This window comes from Micromonospora sp. NPDC049836, from assembly GCF_044465125.1.
Classification (GTDB): Bacteria; Actinomycetota; Actinomycetes; order Mycobacteriales; family Micromonosporaceae; genus Micromonospora.
Genome location: NZ_JBITLH010000005.1, coordinates 213,720 through 228,250, shown reverse-complemented (window position 1 = coordinate 228,250; position 14,531 = coordinate 213,720). Strand labels below are relative to the sequence as shown.

Annotated in this window: 15 protein-coding genes and 2 pseudogenes; 4 read left to right on the top strand and 13 right to left on the bottom strand. The window is 73.3% G+C overall.

Going from position 1 to position 14,531, the window contains the following annotated elements; all coding sequences use genetic code 11:
* Position 1: 1 nt before the first annotated feature.
* The 12 genes and pseudogenes from ACIBPB_RS15685 to ACIBPB_RS15630 all read right to left on the bottom strand — a co-directional run bounded on the left by ACIBPB_RS15685 (position 2) and on the right by ACIBPB_RS15630 (position 10,005).
* A complete protein-coding gene (locus ACIBPB_RS15685) occupies positions 2 to 955 on the bottom strand; it encodes a hypothetical protein (RefSeq protein WP_396840302.1) in 954 nt (317 codons plus the stop codon).
* Positions 948 to 1,178: a heavy metal-associated domain-containing protein gene (locus ACIBPB_RS15680; RefSeq protein WP_357324203.1), complete on the bottom strand. Its 231-nt coding sequence runs from the start codon at positions 1,176 to 1,178 to the stop codon at positions 948 to 950. Before ACIBPB_RS15680 ends, ACIBPB_RS15685 begins: the two co-directional genes overlap by 8 nt.
* Positions 1,179 to 1,348: 170 nt before the next feature.
* Complete coding sequence (locus tag ACIBPB_RS15675) at positions 1,349 to 3,472, bottom strand: RecQ family ATP-dependent DNA helicase (RefSeq protein ID WP_396840301.1); 2,124 nt, start codon at positions 3,470 to 3,472, stop codon at positions 1,349 to 1,351.
* 95 nt (positions 3,473 to 3,567) lie between these two features.
* Positions 3,568 to 4,317 carry an SDR family NAD(P)-dependent oxidoreductase gene (locus ACIBPB_RS15670; protein WP_396840300.1) on the bottom strand — a complete coding sequence of 250 codons (750 nt, stop codon included), beginning with the start codon at positions 4,315 to 4,317 and terminating at the stop codon, positions 3,568 to 3,570.
* Positions 4,318 to 4,449: 132 nt separating this feature from the next.
* Positions 4,450 to 5,565: a branched-chain amino acid ABC transporter permease gene (locus ACIBPB_RS15665; RefSeq protein WP_357324194.1), complete on the bottom strand. Its 1,116-nt coding sequence runs from the start codon at positions 5,563 to 5,565 to the stop codon at positions 4,450 to 4,452.
* On the bottom strand, positions 5,562 to 6,452 hold the full coding sequence (locus tag ACIBPB_RS15660) for a branched-chain amino acid ABC transporter permease (protein WP_396840299.1): 891 nt from the start codon (positions 6,450 to 6,452) through the stop codon (positions 5,562 to 5,564). Before ACIBPB_RS15660 ends, ACIBPB_RS15665 begins: the two co-directional genes overlap by 4 nt.
* A complete protein-coding gene (locus tag ACIBPB_RS15655; protein WP_396840298.1) occupies positions 6,449 to 7,234 on the bottom strand; it encodes an ABC transporter ATP-binding protein in 786 nt (261 codons plus the stop codon). Before ACIBPB_RS15655 ends, ACIBPB_RS15660 begins: the two co-directional genes overlap by 4 nt.
* A 55-nt stretch (positions 7,235 to 7,289) precedes the next feature.
* Positions 7,290 to 7,694, bottom strand: a complete 405-nt coding sequence (locus tag ACIBPB_RS15650) for an ATP-binding cassette domain-containing protein (RefSeq protein ID WP_396840297.1) — start codon at positions 7,692 to 7,694, stop codon at positions 7,290 to 7,292.
* A gap of 89 nt (positions 7,695 to 7,783) precedes the next feature.
* Positions 7,784 to 7,933 (bottom strand): annotated as a pseudogene (locus ACIBPB_RS15645) (ATP-binding cassette domain-containing protein); the annotation flags it as partial.
* Between the two features lie 96 nt (positions 7,934 to 8,029).
* Positions 8,030 to 9,226, bottom strand: coding sequence for a substrate-binding domain-containing protein (locus ACIBPB_RS15640; protein ID WP_396840296.1), 1,197 nt, complete (start codon positions 9,224 to 9,226; stop codon positions 8,030 to 8,032).
* 231 nt (positions 9,227 to 9,457) lie between these two features.
* Positions 9,458 to 9,700 (bottom strand): annotated as a pseudogene (locus ACIBPB_RS15635) (hypothetical protein); the annotation flags it as partial.
* The gene (locus tag ACIBPB_RS15630; RefSeq protein ID WP_396840295.1) at positions 9,697 to 10,005 is read right to left on the bottom strand and encodes a DivIVA domain-containing protein; all 309 of its coding nucleotides are present in this window, start codon (positions 10,003 to 10,005) and stop codon (positions 9,697 to 9,699) included. The pseudogene ACIBPB_RS15635 and the gene ACIBPB_RS15630, both read right to left, overlap by 4 nt.
* Positions 10,006 to 10,314: 309 nt before the next feature.
* Here ACIBPB_RS15630 and ACIBPB_RS15625 point away from each other — a divergent pair, with 309 nt between their 5' ends.
* Positions 10,315 to 10,545 carry a winged helix-turn-helix domain-containing protein gene (locus ACIBPB_RS15625; RefSeq protein ID WP_396840294.1) on the top strand — a complete coding sequence of 77 codons (231 nt, stop codon included), beginning with the start codon at positions 10,315 to 10,317 and terminating at the stop codon, positions 10,543 to 10,545.
* Between the two features lie 378 nt (positions 10,546 to 10,923).
* On the opposite strand, the gene ACIBPB_RS15620 is transcribed toward ACIBPB_RS15625, so the two are convergent.
* The gene (locus ACIBPB_RS15620) at positions 10,924 to 11,367 is read right to left on the bottom strand and encodes a winged helix-turn-helix transcriptional regulator (RefSeq protein ID WP_396840293.1); all 444 of its coding nucleotides are present in this window, start codon (positions 11,365 to 11,367) and stop codon (positions 10,924 to 10,926) included.
* Positions 11,368 to 11,492: 125 nt separating this feature from the next.
* On the opposite strand from ACIBPB_RS15620, the gene ACIBPB_RS15615 reads away from it, so the two are divergent.
* From ACIBPB_RS15615 to ACIBPB_RS15605, 3 genes are all read left to right on the top strand, one after another.
* Positions 11,493 to 12,404 carry an NADP-dependent oxidoreductase gene (locus ACIBPB_RS15615; protein WP_396840292.1) on the top strand — a complete coding sequence of 304 codons (912 nt, stop codon included), beginning with the start codon at positions 11,493 to 11,495 and terminating at the stop codon, positions 12,402 to 12,404.
* Between the two features lie 77 nt (positions 12,405 to 12,481).
* Positions 12,482 to 13,816 carry a TrkH family potassium uptake protein gene (locus tag ACIBPB_RS15610; protein ID WP_396840291.1) on the top strand — a complete coding sequence of 445 codons (1,335 nt, stop codon included), beginning with the start codon at positions 12,482 to 12,484 and terminating at the stop codon, positions 13,814 to 13,816.
* Entirely contained in the window at positions 13,806 to 14,474 is a 669-nt protein-coding gene (locus ACIBPB_RS15605) for a potassium channel family protein (protein ID WP_396840290.1), read from the top strand. The genes ACIBPB_RS15610 and ACIBPB_RS15605 overlap by 11 nt, the downstream gene beginning before the upstream one ends.
* Positions 14,475 to 14,531: the final 57 nt, after the last annotated feature.

Below are 14,531 nucleotides of genomic sequence, written 5' to 3'. Positions count from 1 at the left end.
CTCAGTCGACGGTCAGGGTGAACGCGGCGGTCCGCACCACGCCGCCCACCTGGAAGTCGAGGAACATCCGGTAGCGACCCGGCCCCGGCGCGGTCATCCAGAACGTCACGCTGCCCGGCTCGGCCTGCGGCCCGGGGTGCACGTGCAGGTAGCCGAGGTCGCCCTCGCGCACCGCGACCAGGTGGCCGTACGAGCCGAGGTAGGGCTCCAGCGGCGCGGGGCCGGTCGCGCCGCGCACGGTGAACCGCACCGGCAGGGTCTCCCCCGCCCGGGGTGTGCCGTCGTACCCGACGGTGAACCCGTCGACCGTGGCCGAGGTGGCCGGGGCGGGCAGCGGCCGGGGCGCGTACGGGCCGGGCGCGGCCAGGTCGGCGCCGAGCGTGGCGGCGGTCTGCCGGCCGTCGTCGGCGACCACGGTGAAGTCGGCGTACATCCGCCACACCCCGGCCTCGGGCAGGGTCAGCGGCACCGACCAGGTGCCGTCCGCGGCCATCGTCGGGTGCAGGTGCTGGAAGCCGGTGAGGTCGCGGCGCACCACGATCAGGTGCATCGGCTTCTCGTGCACGATCGCGAACCGGGTGGCCGGCCGCCGCCGCTCGTCCCGGATCTGGAAGCGCAGTTCCCCGGCCCGGCCGGGGACGAACCGCACGGTCGACGGGGTCAGCGTGTAGCCGCCCGCGCTGACCGAGAGTCCCCCGGCGTCCGCGCCGCCGGCCTGCGTGACGTCGGCCCCGTCGTGGGAGTGCGCGCCGGTGCCCGGCGGATGGGTGTGCCCCGCGCTCGCCGGGGCGGCGCCGGCCGCGCCGGACGCGGCGGTCGGCGGCGGGTTCAGCCGGCCGAGGCCGAAGCCGAGCAGCACCGCGAGCACCAGCCCGCCCACCACCAGCGCGAGCCGCAGCGTGCCCCGGTCCACCCCGAGGGGCGCGTCGGGTGCGCTGGGCGACGGCTCAGGCAATGCCGCCGGCCAGGTCGTAGCCGGCCTCGTCGACGGCGGCCCGGACGGACTCGACGGGCAGCGGTTCGCCGCTGGTGACCGTGGCGGTGCCGGCGGCCAGGTCGATCCGGACCTCCTCCACCCCGGGCAGGGCGGAGAGTTCCGCGGTGACCGCCCGTACGCAGTGCTCGCAGGTCATTCCGGTGACGGCGTACGTCTGGACGACGGGTCGCTGCTCGGTCATGGGACCCACGGTACCGGCCCCCGCCGTGCCGACCCGCGGACGGTCCGTGACGGTGGCGGCGCTCGCAATCCGGCCGGCCCGGGAACTTCCGCCGCCCGTCCGGCGACGGATCAGCGGGCGACGGCTCAGCCGGCCGCGGATCAGCCGGTTACGGATCAGCCGGTCACGGATCAGCCGGCCACCGCGAGCGCCAGCGGCAGCACCTCCGGAGCGCCGGCCCGGCGCAGCAGCCGGGCCACCATGGCCATCGTCCAGCCCGAGTCGACCAGGTCGTCGACGAGCAGCACCGGCCCGCCCAGCCCGGCCAGGGCGTCCGCCAACTCGGCGGGCACGGCGAAGGCGTCGTGCAGGGCGCGTACCCGCTGCGCGCTGTTGCCGCGCGGCCCGCCGGCCGGCGACGGGCCGGTCGGGACCACCTGGCCGAGCAGCGGCAGCCGGCCCACGGCGGCGATCCGCTCGGCGAGCGAGCCGACCAGCGCCGGCCGGGCGCGCGACCCGACGGCGACCACCCCGGCCGGGCGGCGCGGCCAGGGGTCGTCGCCGTGCGCCCACGCCTTCAGCACCTCGACCACCGCCGCCGCCACGTCGTCCGGCACCGGGGCGTCCGGGGCGTCCGGCCCGACCAGGCCGCGCAGCCGCCCGCCCCAGCCCAGGTCGGAGAGCCGCCCCACGGCCCGCCCGGGCAGCGCCTGCTCCGCCGGGGGGATGCGGCCCTTCAGGGGTACGCCGACCGCGTCGAGCCCGGTCGGCCAGAGCTTCTTCGGCGGCACCACCACCCCGGGCCGGCCGAGGAAGGTCTGCGCGGCGGTCAGCGCGGCGTCGGACACCTCGGCGGTGAAGAGCGGGCCGGCGCAGGTGTCACACCGCCCGCAGTCCGCCGCGTCGGCGTCGTCCAGGCACTCCCGCAGGTAGCGCAGCCGGCAGCCGGTGGTGGTCGCGTACTCCCGCATGGCCTGCTGCTCGGCGGTGCGCGCCTCGGCGACGCGGCGCAACCGGGCCTGGTCATAGACCCACGGCTCGCCGGTGGCGAGCCAGCCGCCACGCACCCGGCGGACCGCGCCGTCGACGTCGAGCACCTTGAGCATCAGCTCGAGCCGGGCCCGGCGCAGGTCGACGATCGGTTCGAGGGCCTGGGTGGAGATCGGCCGGTCCGGGTGCAGCGCGGCCAGCACGGCGCGGACCTGCTCCTCGGGCGGGAAGGCGAGCGAGGCGAAGTACCGCCAGATGGCCGCGTCCTCGGCGCCGGGCAGGAGCAGCACCTCGGCGTGCTCGACCGCCCGCCCGGCCCGGCCGACCTGCTGGTAGTAGGCGATCGGCGACGGCGGGGCGCCGAGGTGCACCACGAAGCCGAGGTCGGGCTTGTCGAAGCCCATGCCGAGGGCGCTGGTGGCGACCAGCGCCTTGATCTTGTTGTCGAGCAGGTCCTGCTCGGCCGCCCGCCGGTCCGCGTCCTCGGCCTGCCCGGTGTAGGCGGCGACCGACCAGCCCCGGGCGCGCAGGAACTCGGCCGTCTCGCCGGCCGCCGCCACGGTCAGCGTGTAGATGATCCCGGAGCCGGGGAGCCCGTCCAGGTGGTCGGCGAGCCAGGCCAGCCGGTGCGCCGGGCTGGGCAGGTCGAGCACGGCCAGCCGCAGTGACTCCCGGTCCAGGGTGCCGCGCAGCACGAGCGCGTCACCGAGTTGCTCGGCGACGTCCTGGGTGACCCGGGCGTTGGCGGTGGCCGTGGTGGCCAGCACGGGCGTCCGCTGGGGCAGGTTGCCGAGGAAGGTGCGCAGCCGCCGGTAGTCCGGCCGGAAGTCGTGCCCCCAGTCGGAGACGCAGTGCGCCTCGTCGACCACCAGCAGGCCGGTGGTGGCGGCCAGCTTCGGCAGCACGCCGTCCCGGAAGTCCGGGTTGTTGAGGCGTTCCGGGCTGATCAGCAGCACGTCCACCGCGCCGGCGTGGATCTCGGCGGTGATCTCGTCCCACTCGTCGAGGTTGGCCGAGTTGATGGTGCGGGCCCGGATGCCGGCCCGGGCCGCCGACTCGACCTGGTTGCGCATCAGCGCCAGCAGCGGCGAGACGATCACCGTGGGGCCGGCTGGCTCGGTCTGGTCGCGCAGCAGGGCGGTGGCGACGAAGTAGACCGCCGACTTGCCCCACCCGGTGCGCTGCACGCAGAGCACCCGGCGGCGGTCCACCACCAGCGCCTCGATGGCCCGCCACTGGTCCTCGCGGAGCCGGGCGTGCTCACCGGCCAGCCGCCGCAGCACCGCCTCGGCCCGCTCCCGTACGGCTGTCCGATCCTGGCTCATCCGGCATTTCTACCAGGCGTCCGGCCGGCGGCCGGGCGCACGCGGGCCGGGCGGGCGGCAGGAGGAGCAGCACGTCGCGGAGCGTCTCCGGCGGGTCAGCGGCCGAGGACCGAGCCGCCGTTGACGCCGAGGACCTGGCCGGTGACGTAGCCGGCGGCGGGGCTGACCAGGTAGCGGACCGCGGCGGCGATGTCGTCCGGTACGCCGGCGCGGCCGACCAGGGTGGCGGCGACCCGCTTGGCGTGCCCCTCCGAGGTCATCCGGTCACCGAAGAACTCGGTCTCGGCGACGTAGCCGGGGCTGACCACGTTGACCGTGATCTGGTCCGGGCCGAGCTGCCCGGCCAGGTCGTACGCCCAGCCGTGCAGCGCCGCCTTCGCCGCCGAGTACGGCCCGGCCCCGCCCCGCTGGGCGGCGATCGAGCTGATCAGCAGCACCCGCCCGCCGGGGCGGCGCAGGGCGGGCAGCAGCGCCTCGGTGAGCAGCACGGCGGTGAGCACGTTGGCGTCCAGGTTGGCCCGCCACCAGGTGGCCACGTCGGTCAGGGTGTCGGTCGGCCCGGCCAGGTAGCCGCCGGCGTTGTTGACCACGGCGTCGACGGTCCGTTCCCCGACCGCCTCGACGACGGCGGCGAGCTGCGCCGGATCGGTCAGGTCGGCGGTCACCGCGCTGACCGCCTCGGGCCGCCCGGATTCCGCCCCGATCCGTTCCGCGGCGGCCAGCAGCACCTCCGTGCGCCGGCCGACGATCAGCACGTCGTACCCGTCAGCGACGAGTCCCCGCGCGACCGCGGCCCCGATCCCGGTCCCGCCCCCGCTGACAACCGCGAACCTGCTCTGCCCCACGACCCCTCCAGCAGCCCGCCTCGCGCCCGCCGGCGCGCGGCCCGTCTTGATCAAGGAATGTGCGTCATCCTACGGCGGATTGCCGACGCAGACTCCTTGATCAACTCGGGCAGTGGCGGGCGGGCGGGGGGGTCAGCGGCGGCGGAGGGCGGTCAGCAGGGGGTGCAGGCGGGTGCGGAGGCTGGCCAGGCCGCCGGGGAAGAAGTACACCGCCAGGATGAAGACGGTGCCGAGGACGAACAGCGGCTGGGACAGCGGGTGGCTGAGGAACGCCGGCAGGCTGTTCACCGCGTCGCTGCTGCCGAAGGCGGTGAGCCGGTGGTCCAGGTACATGTACAGGACACCGCCCAGCACCGGGCCCCAGCGGGTGCCGGGCCCGCCCAGCACCACCATGACCAGCAGCGACAGGGTCAGCTCGGAGGAGGTGATGTGCGGGCTGGCGCCGCCGACGATCAGGCAGTAGACCACCCCGCCCGCCGCGGCCAGGCCGCCGGAGAGGGTGAAGGCGACCAGCTTGAACCGGTACGGGTCCAGCCCGAGCACGCCGATCCGCCGCTCGTCGTCGCGCAGCCCGGCCAGCACCCGCCCGGTCGGCGAGCCGCTCACCCGGTGCACCACGAAGACCACCAGGGCCAGGTACGCCAGCGCCAGCCAGTACAGGTTCACCGTGTTGGTGACCCCCACCAGGGCCGCCGGCAGGCCGGAGACGTCCAGCGGCAGCCCTTCCTCGCCGCCGGTGAGCCCGCCGAAGTCCCGGGCCACCAGAATGGCCCCGACCTGGGCGAAGGCGAGCGTCACCATGGCGAACGCGATGCCGACGGTGCGCAGCGCCACCGCGCCGAGCAGCGCCGCGAGGATCGTCCCGCCGGTGACGGTGAGCAGCCCCGCCTGCCACAGCGGCAGCCCGGCCCGGGTGACCAGGATGTCGGTGCCGTACACGCCGGCGGCGAAGTAGAGGGCGTGCCCGAAGGAGAGCATGCCGGTGCGGCCGAAGAGCAGGTCGTAGCCGGCGGCCAGGCCGCCGAAGACCAGGCAGATGGCGAGCAGTTGCAGGGTGCCCGGGGAGTTCAGCGGCCCCTCGAAGATGCCCGGCAGGTTGACCGTCGAGTACGGCAGGATCGCCGCCACCAGCAGCGCCACCAGCGGCGCGTACGGGCGCAGCCCGTGCCAGCGGGCATGCCCGGGGGTCAGCTCGTCGGGCACCCGCGCGGGCGGCGCGGCAACCTCGGGACTCGTCACCTCGGTCATGCGTGAGCCACCTTTCCGGCCAGGCCCTGCGGACGCAGCAGCAGCACCACGGCGAGCAGGCCGACCACGCAGACGTCACCGAGCCCGGAGGTGCCGTAGTAGTTGACGAACTGTTGCAGCAGCCCGACCGCGACCGCCGCGTACGCGGAGCCGACCACCGAGCCCATCCCGCCGATCACCACCACGATGAACGCGAAGATCAGCAGCGAGCCGCCCTGGCCGGGCGAGACGGTGCCGAAGTAGACGCCGCCGAGCGCGCCGGCCAGCGCGGCGGCCGCCCCGCCGATGGCGAAGACCAGGGTGAACGCCTTGCGCACGTCGATGCCGAGCGCGGTGACCATCTCCCGGTTCTCCACGCCGGCCCGGATGATCAGGCCGTACCGGGTGAACTGGAGGAAGGCGAGCAGCCCGGCGAGCACCAGCACGGCGGCGACGATCAGCAGCAGGCCGGCGTTCGGCACGTTGGCGCCGAGCACCGAGGTGACGTTCCGGGTCCAGCCGGGCCGCGGGAAGGTGCGCGGGTCCGCACCCCAGGTGGCCTGGAGCAGCGCCACCCCGGCCAGCGACAGGCCGACGGTGACCAGCACCTGCTCGATGGTGCGGGAGTAGAGCGGCCGGATCAGCACCAGTTCCACCAGCACCGCGACGAGCGCACCGGCGAGCACGCCGAAGGCGACCGCCACCACGAAACCGAAGCCGTCCGAGCCGGCGCCGGGCAGGTTGCCCGCCGCCCACCAGGTGGCGTACGCCCCGACGCCCAGGAACAGGCCGTGGGCGAAGTTGAGCACGTCGGCGAGGCCGAAGACCAGGGACAGGCCGGAGGCGACCAGGAAGTAGAGCGCCGCCAGGCCGAGCCCGGTCAGGGTCAGCAGGATCACCGTGTTCATGCCGCGTCACCCTTCGTTCGCGCCTGCGCGGCGGGCGGACCCGGCTCGCTCCGCGCGCCCACCGGCGCCTCGGAGCCGACGCCGAGCAGGGACTTGGTCAGGGCGGTCTCCAGCAGCAGTTCCTGGGCGTCGCCCGTCCAGGCCACCTGGCCGGCGGAGAGCACCACGGCGTCGCGCGCCAGCCGGCGCACCACGGCGAGGTTCTGCTCGACCAGCAGCACCGGCACGGACTCGGCCACCCGTTCCAGCACCTCGGCCACCTCGGTCACCACCTTCGGCGCCAACCCCTTGGTCGGCTCGTCGATCAGCAGCAGCCGGTTGTCGTTGAGCAGCACCCGGCCGATCGCGAGCATCTGCTGCTGCCCGCCGGAGAGCGAGCCGGCCCGTTGCCGTCCGCGCCGGTCCAGCTCGGGGAAGAGCGCGAAGACCTTGTCGTACGCCGGGGTGCTGCCCCGCCGTTCGGCGAGCCGCAGGTTCTCCGCGACGGTGAGTCCGGCGAAGACGCAGCGGTCCTCCGGCACGTAGCCGAGGCCGCCACGGACCAGCCGGTGGGTGGGGCGGGCCAGCAGGTCCTGCGCGCCCATCCGGACGGTGCCCCGCACCTCCCCGTTGCGCGGCGTGAGGCCGACGATCGCGCGCAGCGTGGTGGTCTTGCCGACGCCGTTGCGGCCGAGCAGCACGGTCACCCCGGTGGGCGCGACGGCGAACGACACGCCCTGCAGGATGTGCAGGCCGGCGATCCGCACGGACAGGTCGCGCACGTCGAGTACGGGTTCACTCACAGGGCCATCTCCGTTCGCGACTGCGGGGCTCGCAGCACCGGCGCACTCCTCGCGTTCACAGCGATTCCCCCAGGTACGCCTCCTGCACGGTGGCGTTGGCCATCACCGTGTCCGGGGTGTCGCAGGCCAGCAGCGCGCCGTGGTGCATCACGGCGATCCGGTCGGCGAGTTCCAGGATCACGTCCATGTGGTGCTCCACCATGAGCACCGCACGGCCGCTGTCGCCGGTCAGCGACCTGATCACGCTGACCAGCTCGGGCACGTCCTCGGCGCTGACCCCGGCCATCGGCTCGTCCAGCAGCATGACCCGGGGTTCCCCGGCGAGCAGCAGCGCGATCTCCAGCTTCCGCTTCTCGCCGTGGGCCAGGGTGCCGGCGAGCGCCGTACCCCGGTGGTGCAGGCCGACCCGGTCGAGCGCCGCGTCGGCGGCGGCGGCCACCTCCCGGTCGGCCGCCGCCACAGCTTCATCGAGCCACCCCGGTGCGCCTGTACGGCGAGCCGGACGTTCTCCCGGACCGTCAGCGATCCGAAGACCGAGGACGCCTGGAAGGTGCGCCCGAGCCCGAGGCGGGCCCGCCGGTGCGGGGGGAGGTCGGTGATGTCCTCCCCGTCCAGCAGGATCCGTCCGTCGGTGGGCCGGCGCAGCCCGGTGATCAGGTTGAACAGCGAGGTCTTGCCGGCGCCGTTGGGCCCGATCACGCCGAGGAACTCCCCGGGCGCGAGATCGAGGTAGACGGAGTCGACGATGGCGACCTCACCGATCCGCCAGGTCAGACCGCGGGTGGCGAGCACGGGTCAGCCCTTCATCTGGCCGGCCGGCGGCGCGGCCTCGTCGCCGGTCAGGGTCTTCTGCGCGGTGGCCGTGTAGGTGGTGCCGCTGCCGCTGAGCTTGGCCTGGTACATCGGCTGGAGCAGGGCGTGGTCCGCGGCCCGGATGCTCATCTGGCCCTTGACGCCCTCGAACTGCCAGCCCTCCAGCGCCTTGATCATCTTCTCCACGTCGTCGCCGCCCTCCTGCACGGCGCGCACCACCATCTGGGCGGCGGCGAAGCCGTCCGGGTGGAACAGGTCGAGCGTGCCGACCTTGGCCTTCAGCGCCTTGCTGGCCTCGGTGTCGCTGGCCCCGTCGAAGTAGTGCGACAGGAAGGAGATCTTGCTGCCGGCCGCGCCGAAGGTGGGCCAGGAGGCCCGGATGTCGAGGCCGGTGACCACCGTGGTGGAGGCGAGCACGCCCTGCTGGTCGAGGGTCTGCCACATGGCCGGGGCGGTGGTGCCGGCCCAGGCGACGAAGAGCAGGTCGGGCTTGGCCGCCTTGATCTGGCTGGCGAACGGGGTGAACTCGGTCGCGCTGGCCGGGGCCCGGACGCTGCTGACGGTCGCGCCGGCGCCGCCGATGACGGCCTTGACGGCGGCCTCGTTCGCGTCACCGAAGGCGCCGTCCTGGGCGAAGACCACGACCTTCTTGCCCTTGGCGTCGCCGATGAAGGACTTCGCGGTCAGCACGTCCTGGTACGACTGCCGGCCCGACCGGAACGTGTACTTGTTGGCCCCGGTCACCGCGTCGGTGGCCGCCGGCCCGGAGATGAACAGCACCTTGTTCTGCGCGGCGATCGGGGCGACCTGGAGGGCCACGCCCGAGGAGGTGGAACCGGCGATGATCTTCGTGCCCTTGCCGATCAGGTCCTTCGCCGCGGAGACCGCCTTCGCCGGGTCGCCCGCGTCGTCGACCTCGGTCACCTCGACCTTGCGGTCGCCGACCTTGCCGGTGCCCTTGGTGGCGAAGTCGAGGCCGGCCCGGAAGCCGTCGATGTACTGCTTGCCGTAGCTGGCCAGCGGGCCGGACTGGGAGTAGACCAGGCCGACCTTGACCGGTGCGGCGTCGCCGCCGCCGGAGGCGGTGTCCTGCGGGCTGCCACAGGCGGTGGCGGCGAGCGCGGCCGCCATCATCGTGGCGGCGGAAAGGAACACCCGTCGCGTGTGCCGGATCGTCATTGCGACTCCAGGTGGGGACAGGGGGATTGTCATGTGACGGCTCACGCTAGAAGTGACGTCACCCACGGGCTATGTGGCCGAAACACACAAGTAACCAGGGTGGGGTGGCCCGACGTTACAGCAGCCCCCGGCCGGTGGATACCTCCCTCACGTCCGGTGGTCGTCGGCCCCATCGACCGGACGGCCGTTGTGTCGCGGCGAGCCATCGAAGGAGCCCGACCAGCCGGCACCGCGCGGACCGCACCCGCCGTCGTGGTCGACCGGCAGCGCGCACCGTCGCCCGCCGCCGAGCAACCGGTCACACCAGACCCAGTGGCGTACGCCCTGCGCGTCCTCGGCCGACACGGTCGTGCCGAGCCGTTCGACGTCAGCGAGGAAGCCGAGCGCACGGCAGATCACCCGGGCCAGGCGGCGGGCCCCGTCCAGGTCGGCCGCGAGCACCGGCAGGTGTACGACGAACCGCTCCCGGCTCACCGGTACGCCCCCGGCGTGAACCGGGACTGCCAGCTCTTGAGCGCTCGCTTGATGCGCGTGTTTTCCTCGGCGTAGCGGGCCGCGTCGCGCCGGGCCAGCGCCAGGTCACCGGCGACCCGGTAGAGAAAGGCGTGCACCTCCACCGGGTCCAGCCCGCGCCGGACGGTACGGAACCGCCGCTCGCGGACCTGCCCCACGCTCAGTGGCCGACACGCTTCCGAGCGGTACCAGCCCTCGTTCGGCGGCCGCCCCTTGCCCCGTCGCCGGGACGGCCGGAACAGGTTGAGCACGTTACGCACGACCACCCCCAGGATTTTGGACGTCGGAAAGGCGGTCCATCCCGCGTCCCGGGGACGCGGGACGGCGGCCCGCGGACGCGCCGGGGACGCGGGACGGTCCGCCGGCCCCGCGACCGCAGCCCGCCTCGGCGACGTCCCCGGAGCCCAGCAGATGCCCGACCCCGAGGTTTGCCGAACCAACCGGAGCCGGACAGAGGAAACCTACACCAGTATCTGGTTGTGGTCGACCCCCGCCTTCGACGTGTCGCAACTTATTGCAGTTACTTGTGCAAGTAGGGCAGGATCGAACTCGCCGAACCAACCGGAGTCCTCACCATGCCCACAGCCGAAGCGCCCTACCGCACGATCGCCAACGACCTCGCCGCGAAGATCAAGAGCGGCGAGCTGAAGCCCGGCGACAAGCTGCCCTCCACACGGGAGCTGGCCGAGGCCTACGGCGTCCACATGAACACCGCCTACCGCGCGATGTCGCTGCTGCACGATCGCGAGCTGATCACCGGCCAGCCGGGCCGTGGCACCTACGTCGCCGAGCGGCCGGGGCATTAGTCCCCGCCGCCTGTGGAGCTGACGTCACAAACGACTCACGCACCCGCCAATCTCGGCCTCCCACAGCCAGCGCCACCGCCAAACTGGGCACTGGTGAGTCGTTTCTGATCTCAGGTCGAAAGGCAGCAAGCAGGACCCTGCCGTCGCCGCAGAACCGCGACTGGCGCGTGACGTGCGGCGATTCGCGGCATCCCGGTCCCGGGTAGGCCCGATGTGCCGCAACACGCGAGGCCGCGCATCCCGCGTAGGCCCGACGTGCCGCAACACGCGAGGCAGCTCCGCGCGGAGCACGCGGTGTCGGGCTGGTCGGCGCCGGCAGGTGCGCCACGAGGCGGCCTATCATCGCGATCGGCCAGCCGATCCGGCCGCGATCGGCGCTCAGCCGACGCGGGCGTCGTAACTCTCGCGGTTGGCGTGCACCTCGTCCATGTGCGCCTCGGCCCACTCCTTGACGCCGCGCATGAGCTGGTGCAGTGAGAGACCGAGGTCGGTCAGCTCGTACCTGACGGTGACCGGCACGGTCGCGGTCACGGTGCGGGTGACCAGGCCGTCGCGCTCGAGGGAGCGCAGCGTCTGGGTGAGCATCTTCTGGCTGACCCCGGCCAGCCGGCGGGCCAACTCCGAGTAGCGCATCGCGCGCGGCTCACCACCACCGTCCGCCCCGGACCGGTGCGGGCCGTCGCCGCCGAGCGCGGCCAGGATCAGCGCGACCCACTTGTCGGAGATCCGGTCGAGCAGCTGGCGACTGGGGCAGCCGGCCAGGAACGCGTCGTAGTCCGCCTGCGCCTGCGCCCGCTGCTGGGCCGCGGTGAGCGTCGGCACGGCCGCTCCTTCCTACCCGGTGGTGGCTTACGCACTTCGAGGTGGGTTCTTCCCGATGGAGAGTTACCCATCCATCGTAGACGCAGCACGACCGTTGCCGACAAGCCGCGAGGAGCAGATCGACCATGGCCACCTTCCGCACCGCCGTCGTCCGTACCCCGGGCGGTCCCGACTCCATCGAGATCATCGACGTTCCCGTCGTCGCGCCCGGCCCCGGCGAGGTCCGGGTTGAGATCGCCGCCGCGCCGGTCAACCCCGTCGACCTCGGCGTCGCGGGCGGGTTCTTCCACACCCTGGGGCTGATCAACCAGCCCGAGCGCACCGGCCTTGGCTGGGACTTCGCCGGTGTCGTCGTCGCCGGCGGTCCCGGCGTGGACCTGGCCGTCGGTACCCGGGTCGCCGGCGTGGTGGTCGGGTTCGACCGCGACTTCGGCACGTACGCCGAGCAGCTCGTCGTGCCGGCCGCCGACCTCGCCGTCGTGCCCGCCGGGCTGGACCTGGTCGCGGCGTCGACGGTACCGCTCAACGGGCTGGCCGCGGCGCAGCTCGTCGACCTGCTCGGCGACGCGCCCACCGGCGGGAACCGGCTGCTGGTGACCGGGGCGGCCGGCGCGGTCGGCGGGTACCTGACCTCGCTCGCGCAGGACCGCGGCTGGCAGGTGACCGGGCTGGCCCGAGCCCAGGACGAGGAGTTCGTCCGCAGCCTCGGCGCCGACTTCACCACCCGCCCGGAGCCGGGCTGGGACGCGGTCGCCGATGCGGGGGTGCTGCAGGAGCGGGCGCTGGCCCTGGTCCGTGACGGCGGCGCCTTCGTCGGCGTCCGGCCGAACGCCGTGCCGGCCGCCGAACGCGGGATCACCGTCGGCGTGGTGGTCACCCGGCCGGACGGCCCGCGGCTGGGCGACCTGCTCGCCCGTACCGCCTCCGGCGAACTGCCGGCGCGGGTGCACACGGTCCTGCCGCTGGACCGGGTCGCCGACGCCCACCGGGCCATGGCCAAGGGCGGGGTACGCGGTCGCTACGTGCTCCAGCCCTGACCCCGGGCGGCGCGGGCAGTGCCGGCAGTTGCTCGGTTCCGGACCTGCCGGTGAATCTCCGGACGGAAGATGACCAGATGCGCCGCCTGCTCCGGAACCCGGTACGGCTGGTGCCGTTCGGGTTCCTGGCGGCGATCCTGCTCGGCACCGGGCTGCTGATGCTGCCCGCGGCCACCAGCAAGCAGGAGTACACCCCGTTCGTCACGGCGCTGTTCACCTCGACCTCTGCGGTCTCCGTCACCGGGTTGGCCGTCAACGACACCCCGAACTACTGGAACCCGTTCGGGCTGGCCATGATCACCGTGCTCACCCAGCTCGGTGGCCTGGGCATCCTGTCCATCGCGGCGCTGGTGATCCTGGCCGTCTCCCGGCAGCTCGGGTTGCGCAACCGGCTGCTCGTGCAGGCCGAGACCGCCGAGTTCGGCATCGGCGACGTCGGCTGGCTGCTGGCCCGGATCGCCAGCACGGTCTTCGTCTGCGAGGCCGTGATGACCGCGACCATCGCCGCCCGGCTCTGGCTGACCTACCACTACCCGCTGCGGGTGGCGATCTGGACGGCCGCGTTCCACGCCATCCAGGCGTTCAACAACGGCGGTTTCACGCTCTACTCCGACGGCCTGCTCGCCTTCTCCCGCGATCCGTGGGTGGCGCTGCCGCTGGCCCTCGGTGCGATCATCGGCGGGCTCGGCTTCCCGTCGCTCTTCGAGGCGGTCCGGGAGCGGCGTCGGCCGATCGGCTGGACGGTGGCCACCAAGCTGACCATCTGGGGCACCGTGGCGCTGCTGCTGCTCGGGTTCGGCTTCCTGCTGCTGGCCGAGTGGACCAACCCGGCGACCATCGGCACCTACGACGCGCCGGGCAAGCTGCTCGCCTCGTTCACCCAGATCGCGCTGAGCCGCACCGGCGGCTTCGACGTGATCAACATCGAGAACCTCCGAGAGGAGACGTACCCGCTGTTCATCGTGCTGATGTTCATCGGCGGAGGCAGCGCCAGCACCGCCGGCGGCATCAAGGTCTCCACGTTCTTCCTGCTCGGCTTCGTGATCTGGGCCGAGCTGCGCGGCGAACCGGACGTGACGGTGAGCGGCCGGCGGGTCGCCACGGCCAGCCAACGACAGGCGCTGACCGTCGCGCTGCTCAGCGTGGCGCTGGTCGTCATCGGCACGATCGCCCTGATCCTGCTCGCCGACAACCTGCGCAGCCTCACCGCGGTCTTCGAGGTGACGTCGGCGTTCAGCACCACCGGCCTCTCCACCGGCCTCGCCCCCGACCTGTCCCGGCCCGGCCAGTACGTGCTGATCGTGCTCATGTTCATCGGCCGGGTCGGCCCCCTCACCCTGGGCTCCGCCATCGCGTTGAACACCCGTCGGCGTTTGTACCGCTACCCGGAGGAGCAACCCATTGTCGGCTAGGCGCACGGACGACAGCGGCGTCGTGGTGATCGGGCTGGGCCGGTTCGGTGCCCGGCTGGCCAACTCGCTACTGCAACTCGGCCACGACGTGCTGGCCGTCGACCACGACCAGGATCGCGTGCAGCACTGGGCCGGCCGGCTGGACCGGGTGGTGCAGGCGGACACCACCGAGGAGAACGTGCTGCGCCAACTCGGCATCGCGAGCTTCCGGCGGGTGCTGGTCGCCATCGGCGCCTCGGTCGAGGCGAGCGTGCTCACCGTGCTGGCCCTCGTCACGTTGCAGGTGCCGCAGATCTGGGCGCGCGCCACCTCGGAGAAGCACGCCAAGATTCTCCACTCGGTGGGCGCACACCACGTGATCTTCCCCGAGGCGGAGACCGCCGACCGGGTGGCGCACCTGATCGTCAGCAGGATGCTGGACTTCATCGAGTTCGGCGACGACTTCGCGATCGCCAAGGTCCGGGTGCCCCGGCCGCTGGTCGGCCGGTCGCTGCGCGAGCTGTCCCCGATGGAGCGGTACGGGGTGTCGGTGGTGGGCGCGAAGCTGCCCGGCGAGCCGTTCCGCTACGCCGCGCCGGACACCGTGCTCCAGCCGGACAGTGTGCTCATCGTGGAGGGCGGCATCGAGCGGGTGCAGCGCTTCGCCGCGCTCGGCTGAACGTCACCGCGCTCGGCTGAGCGTCACTTCCTGCCCTTGGCCCCGTGATCACCGCCC

Bases quoted from the DNA above. Each gene is read 5' to 3' on its own strand.
- ACIBPB_RS15660 (WP_396840299.1), bottom strand. From the start codon at position 6,452: ATGAACACGGTGATCCTGCTGACCCTGACCGGGCTCGGCCTGGCGGCG.
- ACIBPB_RS15610 (WP_396840291.1), top strand. From the start codon at position 12,482: ATGCGCCGCCTGCTCCGGAACCCGGTACGGCTGGTGCCGTTCGGGTTC.
- ACIBPB_RS15640 (WP_396840296.1), bottom strand. From the start codon at position 9,226: ATGACGATCCGGCACACGCGACGGGTGTTCCTTTCCGCCGCCACGATG.
- ACIBPB_RS15680 (WP_357324203.1), bottom strand. From the start codon at position 1,178: ATGACCGAGCAGCGACCCGTCGTCCAGACGTACGCCGTCACCGGAATG.
- ACIBPB_RS15665 (WP_357324194.1), bottom strand. From the start codon at position 5,565: ATGACCGAGGTGACGAGTCCCGAGGTTGCCGCGCCGCCCGCGCGGGTG.
- ACIBPB_RS15625 (WP_396840294.1), top strand. From the start codon at position 10,315: ATGCCCACAGCCGAAGCGCCCTACCGCACGATCGCCAACGACCTCGCC.
- ACIBPB_RS15615 (WP_396840292.1), top strand. From the start codon at position 11,493: ATGGCCACCTTCCGCACCGCCGTCGTCCGTACCCCGGGCGGTCCCGAC.
- ACIBPB_RS15675 (WP_396840301.1), bottom strand. From the start codon at position 3,472: ATGAGCCAGGATCGGACAGCCGTACGGGAGCGGGCCGAGGCGGTGCTG.